This is a genomic window from Bacillus sp. PK6-025, from assembly GCF_056530265.1.
This window is the reverse complement of record NZ_CP096509.1, coordinates 2,287,431-2,300,241: the sequence shown is the minus strand read 5'-3', so window position 1 is coordinate 2,300,241 and position 12,811 is coordinate 2,287,431. Positions and strand designations below refer to the sequence as shown.

Below are 12,811 nucleotides of genomic sequence, written 5' to 3'. Positions count from 1 at the left end.
GATTCATGAAAGAAGAAGCCAGTCAAACCAATGAAAATGAAGGAGAAATGGATGTCGCAAAATGGAATTGTTTTAGTAGCCAGTGTATCAATCTTACGGGATGATAAAGTCTTGATGATAAAAGAGAATAAGCCTACCGCCGTTCATAAGTGGAACTTTCCGGGTGGACGTATCGAATATGGAGAGGACATTCTCCATTCAGCTCGAAGAGAAGTTAAAGAGGAAACTGGATTGGACGTAAAACTGATTGCGGCTGCTGGTGTATATAATTTTATCAGCAGGACGAAGAATCAAGTTATTTTATTTCATTTTATTGGTGAAGTTACCGGAGGTTCTATCAAGCTCGAAGAAGATGAAATTTCAGACTGCAAGTGGATAAAAGTAAGTGACCTTGTAACATTTGAGAACGAAGACTTACGAGAACCAAATGTAATAAAGCAAATCATTGATAACCTATTAAAAGAGAATGTACACTCAATGAGTGTGTATAATGAGCAACTGATTCAATAGTTCTTATCCAGCTAACAGAGACGTTAGTTGAACAAGTATAGAGGAAACCCTAATCATAGGATTTCCTCTATTTTCATGCAATATCAACATTAAAATTCAACAGAGCCTAAATCAAAAAAGCCAGCCTCTTAAAAAGGCTGACGAAGTCGTTCTTACCAGCTTGCTTTTTTAACGCCGGGGATATGCCCTTTGTAAGCAAGCTCACGGAAGCAGATGCGGCACAATTTAAACTTCCGAATCACGGAATGCGGTCTGCCGCAGCGTTCACAGCGGGTGTACTCTCTGACTTTGAACTTTTGTTCCCGTTTTTGTTTGACAATCATTGAAGTCTTGGCCATCTTTTTACCTCCTTCATTTTAAATTCATCGATTTATATAAATAAAAATAGAATTTATTTCTGTAAACAATTTATTATAACATTTAAAATATCATTTGTAAATAAATTCAAAAGACTCGCTTTGCAGATAAAAAGCGAAAATGAATCTCATTGATTAAAGCAATTAAACGATCCCGTTTCTCCTTAAAAAGCGGCATATTCTATCAAAAAAGACCCACGCCCATCGATTGACTGATCTGCCATCCCTAAGATCGATGTGTCCGCTTTGCTCGATCTGATGATTTGGATTGAGCGGAAAATAACCGATTTGCATCATTACGAAGCAGCGGGAAATTTGTATACTGGCTTCAAAGAAAGGGGGGAAGGATAGAGAACAACGGTATTTAGATTTTTGTCTCATTGTCTGACACTCCACTATACAATGAAACGAAGGAAGAATCTAACACAGCAAGAAAGCGCTGCAGAATTTGACAGTCTTGTGATTCGACTCCAGCCAAAGAAACAAATCACTTCGATTCCGCAACACCAGCTCCCGCTCCAGATCAAGCTTGAAAACGAATCACGGAATGCAGGGCTGTTCATTTTCACATGAACCTCGATGTTCTAGGGATGACATTGCCGCTGTGTCCTTGAAAACGGCGCCGACGGCGGATATGGTAAACGCGTCAAATGTTATAAGCGGTAAAATCGGGAAAAGGTGTGCCGGCTGCACACCTTTTTTTCAGCGGCTACCTTTGGCTGACCGCTATTTTAAGCCCGATCAAAGCGAATAAAGACCCTTCCAGCAAATGAACTTTTTTGGCGGCTTGCGGACTTCTGCGCAGCCGGTCTCCGACTTTTTCCGCAAACAGGCTGATCATCACAAAGATCACAAACGCTTGAATTAAAAATAACATGCCGTAAACGAGCATTTGCGTTGTCACGCTGAAGGTGCCGGGATGAATAAATTGCGGAAGAAAGGCAAGGAAGAACAAAGAGACCTTCGGGTTTAATAGATTCATCACAACGCCTTTTTGGTATAAAGCTCTGCGGTTCAATGAATCTTTAGCTTCAAGATTGAAACCAGCACTTTTTCGCCGGAAAGACTGGTAAGCTAAAAACAACAGATAGGCTGCACCTGCATATTTCACGATCGAGAAGGCGACAGCTGATTGATAGATCGCAGCAGAAATACCTGCTGCAGCAGCTGTGATATGGACGACTAACCCTGTGCATAGCCCGCATGCGGTTGCTGTACCTGCCGATTTTCCCTTTGAGATGCTCTGTGCCAAAACGAACAAGTTGTCAGGGCCCGGCATAAGTGTAAGCAGTACAGCCGCACCTAAAAAAGAAACGATCGATATCACATCCATCTGTCCAACTCCATTTTCATTAGTATTTTTTTATTATACGATCAGAGAAACTCTTTTTTGAGTGAAAAGGCGGGGAAAATGGACGGTTTTTTAGTTTCTTGTATTAGTACAAGTTTGTGCTAATCAACATATTTTGATAATGAAGAATGAAACTCAAGGAAGGGAGAAGTGCTTATGTCTTACTGCAAACCGCGCGTTCTGCCGCCAGTTGTGCATCCTACCAGGTACTGTGAGGATCACAGATACTCTAAAACGATCGTTCCTCACATCCATCCGCAGCATATTAAAAAAGTGGATCATCAGAAATACGAGCATGTTCACTATTATCCGCATTCTTATTCAAACTATAAGCCGGTTTATCATGATCACTCTTACTGCGGTAAACCTTGTAATCGCTACGAAAAATACTAACCTTTCCGGAAGAAAAAGTTCTTCTCATGAAAAAAAGGCCGTAAGAAGCGTCCTAATGGTGCTTCTGCGGCCTTTTTTTCATTTAGTTCCTGCAACCTTGCAAAGTCCCCTGCAAAACAGCTCGGCCGGCCTTTTTCGTCTTCGAATTGAAAGGACGCACTTCGACTCGGGTATTCACAGTCAGCTCTGACGATATTTCGTCAAATTTGCCCGCCCAAAGACTTCCGCCAAACCAGCTTGGCGCGTCTTCCCGGACGAGATGCATGGTGAAGCGCCAGCTGATCTGGTCCGGTATCCGGGCCATTCCTTCATATTGATCATAATCTCCAAATGAAGCAGGGGCCGGAAGCCAATCGGCGTAGATGCCGACGCTTCGCCGTTCCCTGACTGGACTGTCAGGTGCTTCGGTATACGGTTTTTTCACTTTTGCAATTAAAGCCGTTCCACGGGCATTGGGAATATCCTGGGCTGGATGAAGAACGACGCTGCATGGATAAGGTATTGGTGCGGCAGGCTGCGCTTGGATCGCCGCCGCAGGCAGCATGAGGACAAGCGACAGCGCAAGACTTCCCAAGCGTTTCATCATTGAACCACCTCCGTATCTTGAAATAGTCTAACCAGTCACACCTTTTCAAATTCTTCACCTTCAGCCGCCAGGACATTCACCTATTGACATTTTGGGAGTACCTTATGGTAAAAGACACCATGATTGGGGGCGACGGCATGGGATACTTTGTTCAGGCAGAATCAGGCGTTAACCTGTACGTAGAAGACATTAATCCTCAAAGCCGCAAAACAATTGTATTTTTGCACGGCTGGCCATTAAGCCATCTGCAGTTTGAATATCAATTTGACGATCTTTCACAAAAGGGATACCGCTGTATCGGCATTGACTGGCGGGGATTCGGGCGTTCGGATAAGCCGGCGACGGGCTACAATTACAACCGTTTGGCTGACGATATCCGCGCTGTCGTTGAGACGCTTCAACTAAACCGCTTCACGCTTGCCGGTCATTCAACCGGCGGCGCCATAGCACTTCGCTATATGTCGCGATACAGGGGTTCCGGGGTCTCAAAGCTGGTTTTGATCGATGCAGCGGCACCTGTGGGATTTACAGAAGAGACGGCAGCCAAATTGCTTCAGCAAGCGTCTCACGATCGTCCTAAGATGATGCGTGAAGTGACCGACACATTTTTCTTTCAATATATTACACAACCGTTCTCGGACTGGTTTTTTCAATTGGGATTGCAGGCGGCGGGCTGGTCAACAAAAGCGGTCATCGACATGCTGAGAGATGAGAAACTGTATGATGATCTTGGAAAAGTCGCTGCTCCGACCTTGATCATTCACGGTGTTCAAGACAAGGTGATTCCGTTTGCACAAGCAAAGGGACTCAACCGCAAAATAAGAAATTCATATCTTGTTCCGTTTCAATACAGCGGACACGGTCCGTTCTGGGAGGAACGTGAAATGTTCAACCGTATTTTAACGCAGTTTATCGGTTGATTCTATACCGAGGAGCTGCCGCCACATAATGTTCAAAAAGCAGAAAGGAATATTTTGGATAACGTGTTATGATGATAATCACCGAGACTGCTTCTACAGTTTGTAGCGTAAAAATACCCGAATAATTTTGCACTCCAGGGAAGAGAAGAATCGCAATTTTTACTAGGGTGAATCTCCGTTTTGCGCAGAAGCAGAAGGAAGCATGACGTTTCTTGAGGGGGAATGGAATTTAATGAAGTCAATTCAAGCAATCACCGTTCATTCAAAGCAATATATTGTAGGTGAGCCATGCCATCCGCCAGGATTTAAAGACGAAGCGACCGTTATGAAAATTACAGAAAAAAACAAGTTCTATGGATTAATCAGAGGCTTTGTTGTTCATTTCGATACAAAAACAGAGCTGCATATTCATACAGAGCCCGTCAAGGTATATTGGAGATGAAGGACTTTAAGCGAACATTTAAAGTATTCGTTTAGTGTGTTTTTTAACTCCGGAAGCAAGGGGTATTCAACCGGCGGATGCTTCAGGGTAATCAAGCAGATTTTCCAAACACGATCTTCAGAAAATGAACGGGCAAAAATAGGGACAAAGTATAGGTACTTATGCAGTCAGACTTTAGCTTTTCAGCATAATGTACTAGTGAATCTATAAAATGAAAGGAGCGTGTACACATGTACTGCAAAAAACATCATGAGCCGCATGTTTACCCTACGAAATATTGTGAGGATCATAAGTATTCAAAGTCTGTCGTTCCTCATATTCATCCGCAGCATACTAAAAAAATTGACCACCACAAATATGAACATGTTCATTACTATCCGCACACTTATTCACATCATAAAGACGTTTCGCATGAACACTATCATTGCGGAAAACCTTGCAAAGGCTATGAAAAAAAGTCGGACTATGGCCATTGCTATTAATAAAAGCTTGATTATACCATATTTTGATCGCAGTTAAATATACGTTCACTCATTTCACAGACCATAGCTTTTTTATGGTCTGTTTCCATTTGGGAGGTAGTAACCGTATATCGTGATTGCGAGCAGTATGAAAGCAGAATTTACGATAAATACACAACGCATCATTGCAATTTAAACAACCGCTGTTTCCTGCAATTCACCTTTCTTTTTTTCTAACGTGATCGTGTACTGCATCTCTTCCATCTAGCTCAGAAGGCGGATTTTCAAGTCGCACAATACATATTAATATCATTTATACCTTTTTTATTTTAAAATGGTACATATAGGATGCTGTTTTTTCTAGTTGGCTGGGAAGAAAGGAGAACCGTTATGAAAAAAACACTTTTTCAAAATGCAACGATTGTAACTCTTGATCCGCAGCTTCATACGATCGAAAAAGGGGACATGCTGATTGAAGGCTCCTTCATTCTAGACGTTGCCGAGTCGATTGCACCGGGAGACGCTGAGATTGTTGATGCCTCCAACATGCTGATCATGCCTGGATTTGTCGATACACACCGCCACGTATGGGAATCTGTGATCCGCGGAATCGGAGCCGACTGGTCCCTGCAAACCTATTTAAACCGGATTTATTATGGCAATTATGGATCAATGAGAAGGCCTGAGGATGATTGGGTCGCGAACTATTTAGGAGCGCTTGAGGCGCTTGAGGCAGGGGTCACAACTTTGCTGGACTGGACGATGATTGAATCGCCTGATCATACGGACCAGCTGATTGCGGGACTGAAAGACGCCGGCATTCGCGCAGTATTCGCTTTCGGAACATCCGGTGATGCCGAATATTGGGACAGAGACAGTGATCTTTCGAATATGGACGAAGCGAAACGGGTAAAAAAAGCATATTTTCAATCGAAGGATCAGCTTTTGACGATGGGGCTTGCCATTCGCGGTCCGGAGTTTTCTTCATGGAAGACATCTGTGTTTGAAATCGAAACGGCCCGGGAACTTGATGCCTTATGCAGCATGCATATTGCGTTTGGCAACTGGGGAGCGAAAGATCGTTCGATTGAGAAGCTGAATCAAGCCGGGCTGCTCGGTCCCGATTTAAATATGGTGCATGCCAATGCGATGAGTGAAGAAGAAATGAAAATGCTTGCGGCTCACGGAAGCTCGATTTCTGTGACACCAGAAATTGAGATGATGATGGGGCACGGCTATCCTGTTACAGGGCTCGCCCTAAAAAACAGGGTTCTTACTGCACTTGGGGTTGATGTTGTGACATCGACGGGAGGTGACCTTTTCGCACAGATGAAATTTGCCCTTCAAGCAGAGCGTGCAAAGCGCAATGAAGAGCTGTTGAAAGAAGGGATCATGCCTGGTCCCGAATTGAGCATATCGGCCGAACAAATCTTGAAAGCAGCGACCATTGACGGGGCGAGGGCATTAAGGCTCGATCATAAAATCGGCTCGCTTTCCCCCGGCAAAGATGCTGACTTTATCATGGTGAAAACGGACAGCGTCAATTTGCTCCCTTTGACTGATGCGGTGGGGGCCATCGTCCAAAGCGCGCACACCGGAAATGTAGATTCCGTATATGTCGCAGGAAAAGCAGTGAAACGAAACGGTCGATTGGTTGATGCAGATCTTGAAAAGGTGAGACAAAAAGCGCTGGAAGCTAGAGACCATATCTTATCCCGATCCCCTGAAGGCGCCTATTGATCTTTCCTTTGAAATTCAGTGATAAACTTACCTTGCTTGACTTCAGAAGGCCGCTCTTTGGGAATTGTTTCTGTTTGAAGACCAGCTTTTTGGTTTAGTTTTCAGAGAAGAGTATGTATGGAAAAGGTTATGATGATGTTATAACCTTTTCCTGTCGCTTATAAGTTTTGATTAGAAGGGGATATAATTCACGCCATTAAGCATTTCTCTCCACAGATGATCATTAGACTGCCAAATTTCACGATCTGGAAGTGTAACCGCGCATATTCTTTTTAATGGCCAATTCTGCTCGACAATTCCTTTAACTTTTGAGTGATTGATAAGGAGTACCCTGAAGTCGTTTTGTACTAAATCCGATAATACGGACTCCAGTTCTTGAGCCTCCTTGTAGGTTCCGTTAGTTCTGACAAAAAGGATCCGATTAGCGGTTGACATCTTTTCATAAAATCTGTTGATTCTTCTATTGAATTTTTCCATCACTTCATTGTATGTGGCAAGATGTTCGAGTGTATTTTTATCTGCTTTAAAATCATGAGCTGAATCGACATGATAATAATCATCTGTTAAAGAGATATAACGGTCAGTAGTATAAACACCTGTTGAGTAGCCTGTTACCCTTAGATTTTGGGGTGCCATAAAATTTGAAAAGCGATTCTTTAAAAGACGGTTCAGTTCGGTCAGGGAAGAGGTGCCGACCCAGTCTAAAGGACCTGCATACGGCCTTAAATTGTTTTTCCTAAGCTGAAGAGCAGTTAAACAGAGGTGGCCTAATCCGAAAATGGCATTATAGTCTCCTTTTATATCATTCAAATTCATAATCTTAACTCCTTTTGTGGATTAATTTCCAACAATCTATTTAGTATTCTATGTTTTATAAAAGGGTTGAGTAACAACAGTTGCCTACATTGAGGTCTCGGAACAGGAGAGTTTAAAGAATGGGGCGGAAACATAAATAAAAAACAACGTAAAAGTTGTTTTTTAAAGGGAATTTTTTATCTGTAATAAAAGGATGTCTATAACAGAGTCATTCAAATTCTTTAGAATAGCTGAAATGTCTAAAACCAGCCTTCTTGTTTGTTCGTTATCAAGGATTAAATCTTTATGATGGGAAATAATAGATTCCAAAACAACGGCAAGTTCGACACCATTGTCAATATTTGCTATCAATGAGCTTTCTTTTATTTTTGTCAGAAGCCAATTTAAATCATCCAAACCTTCAATAGGGTAGTAATGAATCTGATACAGATCGGCTGCCGAATTTTCAGTCAGAATCTGTTCCGCTTTTTCTTTTGTGATGGCATCTTCCGAATAGACATAGGGAATATCTGCATTCCCAGAATGTATGCCTCCCGTATGTCCGCAGCGGTCATCGTCAATGGAGTCATCTGTATAAAGTTTAGAGAGAAATTCTCCAAATGAGCCGGCTAATCTAAAATCTTCTTCAAATTCTGAGTCAAAATAGTGAACGGGCGGATTTTCTTTCGTCTCCCTGTAGTCAAGCGCTATCCACGTATGGCCGTCTCCATGAATAAGGACCAGGTTGTCAGGCAGTCCCCATTCTTTAATAAAGGCTTTACTCTCGAGAATTCCATCCTTTTTCCCTATGCCTAATAAGTAGTCAAACTGGACATGATCTTTAGCCCAGGAGGTGGGCCGTTCAGAAGGGAAGGCGTTAAAATTGATATAGCCACCATTTTGTTCAAGAATAAGCGCTTTATATTCCTCCGGAAGTCTCACACCTAACTTTTTTTCAGCTTTCAGAATGCCTCTCTCTGATATGCTTTTTAAAGTGTACGGATCTTCGTCTTCGTATATCCAAAAGTTTTTCAAATGATTCCCCCACATTCGTTTATATCAGTATCTATCATGCAAAATGCTGCTCGGGCCTTTATGCTTGTATTGCCTTCCTGCAGTCTTTTATAACGGCTATCTTTGGCTGAAGACCGAGAAATTATCATACGTTTGCGGAATAGCTCCGTATGTTCCTTTAATACGAATATCTTTACATTCACCTTCGGTATTCTCAAAATAAAGCCTGTAAGTCCTAGGCATCAATGTGATGACATCCTGAGCAGTTCGATCAGGCCAGTTCCCTTCAAAATCTTTAATGCTTAAACTCATAAACCTGCCGGAAAGATGCATCATCTGAATTTTAATCGTTGTTTTGCAGTTTTCTGCATTAAAAATCGTAAACTTGTAGCCAATATGCCAGTGAGAAACGTTAGAGTCGCTATAGGGAATGTCCTCCACATGAGTTCCCGTAAACGTAAGATTCAGCTTATGCGGGAACGAATAAGCTTCAGCACTGCTCCCAAAACTGAAAAATCCACAAAATAACACCATGACCAGCAAAAAGCGTTTCATTCAAAACCCCCTCCTTTTTCCATTTTATTGTAGCATAGATGAGTTGAAAAAGATGGAAGTTTTTTGAGGAGAAGCACAAAACCAAAAATCGCGTATGGCTTTGATAGGGTGTAAAAGCCTCTCCAACTTTTTTTAACCGGATGGTCGAGCAGCCATGAAATTGAAGATCTTGGTTTGACTTTTGCTGTAGGGGTTGATGAAGGCCGAGAGACTGCCCTTGAAAAAATTTATTTAAATGGGCGTCAATGATCCAAAGAAAGATCGAATCACCTTGACATACCAATATGTTAATCCGTACACAGCAGGAGCCCAGATTGCCGGGCTGATGAATGCTGGAACGAACTATTTGCTTCAAACGTTATCGGTGTCAATAGGGAAATCAAATATGCAGGAGCTGCAGCCATTAACGGAAAAACAAATAGGCTCCTTGGTTTACTAGATGAAAAAGATGTAGACGGGATCATGTGGATCAAAGGGAAAGGCGGTACTGTCAAAAACTATGAAAAACAAAAAACAGATGGGCATGGCAGTCAGTGAAAGGGATAGAAGGAATGGGTGGAAGGTTGATCATAAACAAAGTGACTATTCAGAAAATTGAATCGTGGGACTAGGGGGCTGCCGATTTCACCTTTGGCTCCCCCTAGGTTGTTGATTGCAAGAAATAGCTTCTTGTCCTACCGACGAAGGAAAAGAAATATGGAACATGAAAAATCAAAGAATTTTAAAAAATGTCGATGGCCGTTTATATTATTCTCCTTCAATAGGGAAAAAACGGTTTTACCGTAATTTCAAAATGACCCGCAGGTCTAGATTTTCCGTTTAAGATTAGCCTTCCCGTGTTTGGAGAGGCTTATGTTGGCTATGTCCAAATAGTTTATTTAATCTGCCATTCTTTAATGACAAGTGTTGAAGAGCCGCTGTCAACAATCGGATCAGAATTTCCGATCTCTGTTGCTTCCTTGAGAGACTCTGCGCTGATAAGATAAGCGCCCCCGGAAGCATCGCTGAAAGGGCCAAACATTTCCAAGCGGTTCTCGGCTTTAAGCCTGTCCAAAAATTGATAATGGGCTGGCACATATTGATCTTCAAAATTCTCGGTTCTGGTTGTTATGAGTAAATATTTTTTCATCGTAGCACGCCTTTCTGTCAAAAGATGACTTTATCTTAGCACAAATATATAGAAGATTCATATAAAAGTTCGATCGGCGGAAGGCGTAGCTGTTTTCCTTTCGATTGCGCCACATTGGCAATGATTGAAAGTGATTTTGAAGTAAAGGAGTGGAAGACCAAGGAGACGGGATTTGAATTTCATGAAAAGAGTGACACGGATATTAATAGGGAAACAGGGAATAAAAAAATAGATATTTACAAAAATATTAGTCTTAAATGGAGAATCCTCGGACACAAAACCAGCGCAATCATGAGTTTGCTTTGTGTCTTTTTTGATCATATAATTGTCAAGATCATTGAGGGAATTCTAGAGATGAGGCAGTAAAAAGACTAAGCTTGTCATTCGGCCATCACTTTTGATGTTACTGAATGATTAATTGGGACTTGAGAACATCGATACTTTGTTAATCTAAGCGGAACTAACTTACTTTTTAAGTTAGTTCCGCCGTTCAAATGACTAATCCAGATTTTGATCGATCGTTCCTTCAAAATAGTCATCACTGACTTGTTCATGAGTTTCAGCCAATCCTTTTTCCAACTGCGTGGCTCCTTCATAATCCGAGGGGTCAAAATATTTTCCTGCCACATCCGTGCTGTCATTCATGTTTTCTTTGTTATCAGTTTCAGTATTAACGTTCTCTGTCTTAGCATTGCTGTCTAACGATTGCTGAGAATCGTATTCCTTGTCTGCTGAAGAAAATCTTTTGTAGTCATCGGGTCTGTCTGCTCCATGTTTTTGCGTCACGTTTATCACTCCATATTATTGAATTTTATGTTTCCTTTAAAATAGAAAGGGGCATTTTCAGTCTGATGATCATTCAATACAATTGTTTCACTCCTTTGCGAATTGTGCTGAAATATCAACTCTTTTTATTGTGTCTGTTGAGGTGGTATTCATTCGCTTTTTCGGGAAATCAATCTTCAACCCTATATCAAGGGAAAGAGAACAGGCGCACAAAAATCATAAAGCAAAACCGGGCGTGCAGGAACGACGCCAATCCTTTCAATGGCAGACATCAAACAGGATAACTTCTCATTCGATATTTAAGACTTATGTATTTAAGAACATGTGAACTTGCTTTTATTCGTTGGGCGCCTTCACTGGGGGATAAAAGCGGAAAAAAAGCGAGTTGAACTCTGGAATGTATATTTTCCTGCCTGTTTATGTTTTTTTGTTTCTATATGATGAAATGGTTGTTTTCAATGATGCATATGAACCAATAGCTGCGTAACCATAGAATCCGCCCATAAATACTCCAGCTATGAGGCTGTGTCGATGGCTTATGCAAACAGATATGATTAAGCCTAGTGCGATCGCAATTGATGGGACATACTTTTTGGGAACCTTGAGAAAAATTTTAATTATCTGTGTGACGATCAAAATAATTGGCACTGCTATAACAGCATCCCAAAAGTTTGTATGAATGATTGGAAAATTCAAAAAAGACACCACCTTTTTCATCAGTATTTCTTGATTTGCTGAAAAATATTTAACCCAAGCAGCAGAAAAGCTCACGCAGTATACCAGCTTCAAGAAACATCACAACCCGCTCTCAGTCATGGTGTTGTTGTTCAGCTTAGAAATAAGTTTTGAATTATCTTTTTGCAGCCGTTTCATTAGCGGCATTTTTTATGCGCTTGAAATTCTTGATTAAAGAATAGTTGAAAGGATTTATTCACCAATTCCTTTCCGTATAGTGGTAAACTCTTAGTTGGTCATTACTTTTGTCATACATTTTTCGGGAAGCGAGGTATTGCATATGATCGGTTCAATACTTGGAGAAACGCTGGCTTTAGATATCATGAAAGTTGATTTATCGATGAAGAAAGAATTTTTGACAGAGCTGAAAGCTTGCCGTAAAGAGTTAGAAAAAGACAAAACGGAGTTCTCTGATTCTAAAAAGACGATCACCGAACCACAGTTGTCGTCTCATTCGTGGCAAGGCAGTCTTGCTGACTCCTTTAACCGTATTCGAGGCCTGATGAAGACTGCCTACAATGACATCAGCGGAAAACAGCTTTCTGATCTTTTAAGCAAAATCGATGAACGAATCAAATCTTTAGAAGAGGATATTCACTCGCTCAGCCAGGAAGTTCGTTCTTTAGAGAAAAAGATTGAGAACGCGAAGCGCGAAGCAAGGAGTAAATGAAAAATGGGTCAAGAAATAAAAGTAAATACTGGGGAAGTCAAACAAGAGCTTTCTAATTTGAAGCATTCCAGCCATTCAATGAAAGCATCGGTTCCGACAGATATCAAGGGCCAGAATCAGCTTGATGCGACGAAGAAGATAGAGGAATTGAATCGGGCGATTCATAAGATCGCTTCTTCCTATGCCTCTGCCTTCTCAAAACAAGCCGCCCAAACGGAATCAGCAGTCGAAGGAATGCAGGGCACCGACAAACAGCTGGCTTCTTCGATGAAAACAAAATAGAGGAGAATGCCATGAAGACTCTTGATGTTCAGGCGTTGCACAAAGCCATTGATCAAACGTTGGAAGAGCAGAAGAAATTGAAAAGC

General features: G+C 41.5%; 17 protein-coding genes. 8 read left to right on the top strand and 9 right to left on the bottom strand.

The window, feature by feature from the left end:
* Positions 1–51 precede the first annotated feature (51 nt).
* The gene (locus M1D67_RS11750) at positions 52–510 is read left to right on the top strand and encodes an NUDIX hydrolase (protein WP_023857340.1); all 459 of its coding nucleotides are present in this window, start codon (positions 52–54) and stop codon (positions 508–510) included.
* A 152-nt stretch (positions 511–662) separates the two neighbouring features.
* On the opposite strand, the gene M1D67_RS11745 is transcribed toward M1D67_RS11750, so the two are convergent.
* Together M1D67_RS11745 and M1D67_RS11740 are read right to left on the bottom strand one after the other, a co-directional pair.
* Positions 663–848 carry a type Z 30S ribosomal protein S14 gene (locus M1D67_RS11745; RefSeq protein WP_003182651.1) on the bottom strand — a complete coding sequence of 62 codons (186 nt, stop codon included), beginning with the start codon at positions 846–848 and terminating at the stop codon, positions 663–665.
* 727 nt (positions 849–1,575) lie between these two features.
* Positions 1,576–2,199 carry a LysE family translocator gene (locus tag M1D67_RS11740; protein WP_020451796.1) on the bottom strand — a complete coding sequence of 208 codons (624 nt, stop codon included), beginning with the start codon at positions 2,197–2,199 and terminating at the stop codon, positions 1,576–1,578.
* Positions 2,200–2,373: 174 nt separating this feature from the next.
* Here M1D67_RS11740 and M1D67_RS11735 point away from each other — a divergent pair, with 174 nt between their 5' ends.
* A complete protein-coding gene (locus tag M1D67_RS11735; RefSeq protein ID WP_023857337.1) occupies positions 2,374–2,610 on the top strand; it encodes a CotD family spore coat protein in 237 nt (78 codons plus the stop codon).
* Positions 2,611–2,692: 82 nt separating this feature from the next.
* On the opposite strand, the gene M1D67_RS11730 is transcribed toward M1D67_RS11735, so the two are convergent.
* Positions 2,693–3,196, bottom strand: coding sequence for a YoqH family protein (locus tag M1D67_RS11730; protein WP_031305168.1), 504 nt, complete (start codon positions 3,194–3,196; stop codon positions 2,693–2,695).
* A 137-nt stretch (positions 3,197–3,333) separates the two neighbouring features.
* Here M1D67_RS11730 and M1D67_RS11725 point away from each other — a divergent pair, with 137 nt between their 5' ends.
* The 4 genes from M1D67_RS11725 to M1D67_RS11710 all read left to right on the top strand — a co-directional run bounded on the left by M1D67_RS11725 (position 3,334) and on the right by M1D67_RS11710 (position 6,759).
* Positions 3,334–4,116, top strand: a complete 783-nt coding sequence (locus M1D67_RS11725) for an alpha/beta fold hydrolase (RefSeq protein ID WP_105981365.1) — start codon at positions 3,334–3,336, stop codon at positions 4,114–4,116.
* 232 nt (positions 4,117–4,348) lie between these two features.
* Positions 4,349–4,558 (top strand): hypothetical protein, encoded by a 210-nt coding sequence (locus tag M1D67_RS11720; protein ID WP_020451793.1) that lies wholly within the window; start codon positions 4,349–4,351, stop codon positions 4,556–4,558.
* 230 nt (positions 4,559–4,788) lie between these two features.
* Complete coding sequence (locus M1D67_RS11715) at positions 4,789–5,040, top strand: CotD family spore coat protein (RefSeq protein ID WP_020451792.1); 252 nt, start codon at positions 4,789–4,791, stop codon at positions 5,038–5,040.
* A gap of 369 nt (positions 5,041–5,409) precedes the next feature.
* Entirely contained in the window at positions 5,410–6,759 is a 1,350-nt protein-coding gene (locus M1D67_RS11710; protein ID WP_103749488.1) for an amidohydrolase family protein, read from the top strand.
* A gap of 171 nt (positions 6,760–6,930) precedes the next feature.
* On the opposite strand, the gene M1D67_RS11705 is transcribed toward M1D67_RS11710, so the two are convergent.
* The 6 genes from M1D67_RS11705 to M1D67_RS11680 all read right to left on the bottom strand — a co-directional run bounded on the left by M1D67_RS11705 (position 6,931) and on the right by M1D67_RS11680 (position 11,734).
* Positions 6,931–7,575, bottom strand: coding sequence for a DUF1796 family putative cysteine peptidase (locus tag M1D67_RS11705; RefSeq protein ID WP_020451790.1), 645 nt, complete (start codon positions 7,573–7,575; stop codon positions 6,931–6,933).
* 162 nt (positions 7,576–7,737) lie between these two features.
* Positions 7,738–8,589, bottom strand: a complete 852-nt coding sequence (locus M1D67_RS11700) for an SMI1/KNR4 family protein (protein ID WP_105981017.1) — start codon at positions 8,587–8,589, stop codon at positions 7,738–7,740.
* A 96-nt stretch (positions 8,590–8,685) separates the two neighbouring features.
* On the bottom strand, positions 8,686–9,123 hold the full coding sequence (locus M1D67_RS11695; RefSeq protein WP_020451788.1) for a hypothetical protein: 438 nt from the start codon (positions 9,121–9,123) through the stop codon (positions 8,686–8,688).
* 874 nt (positions 9,124–9,997) lie between these two features.
* Positions 9,998–10,252, bottom strand: coding sequence for a YciI family protein (locus tag M1D67_RS11690; RefSeq protein ID WP_020451787.1), 255 nt, complete (start codon positions 10,250–10,252; stop codon positions 9,998–10,000).
* Positions 10,253–10,750: 498 nt separating this feature from the next.
* Entirely contained in the window at positions 10,751–11,038 is a 288-nt protein-coding gene (locus tag M1D67_RS11685) for a YozQ family protein (protein ID WP_020451786.1), read from the bottom strand.
* A 417-nt stretch (positions 11,039–11,455) separates the two neighbouring features.
* Positions 11,456–11,734 carry a hypothetical protein gene (locus M1D67_RS11680; RefSeq protein WP_095291991.1) on the bottom strand — a complete coding sequence of 93 codons (279 nt, stop codon included), beginning with the start codon at positions 11,732–11,734 and terminating at the stop codon, positions 11,456–11,458.
* Positions 11,735–12,053: 319 nt separating this feature from the next.
* On the opposite strand from M1D67_RS11680, the gene M1D67_RS11675 reads away from it, so the two are divergent.
* Together M1D67_RS11675 and M1D67_RS11670 are read left to right on the top strand one after the other, a co-directional pair.
* Positions 12,054–12,443 carry a YwqH-like family protein gene (locus tag M1D67_RS11675; protein ID WP_033155122.1) on the top strand — a complete coding sequence of 130 codons (390 nt, stop codon included), beginning with the start codon at positions 12,054–12,056 and terminating at the stop codon, positions 12,441–12,443.
* A gap of 3 nt (positions 12,444–12,446) precedes the next feature.
* On the top strand, positions 12,447–12,725 hold the full coding sequence (locus tag M1D67_RS11670) for a YwqI/YxiC family protein (RefSeq protein WP_025811309.1): 279 nt from the start codon (positions 12,447–12,449) through the stop codon (positions 12,723–12,725).
* Positions 12,726–12,811 lie beyond the last annotated feature (86 nt).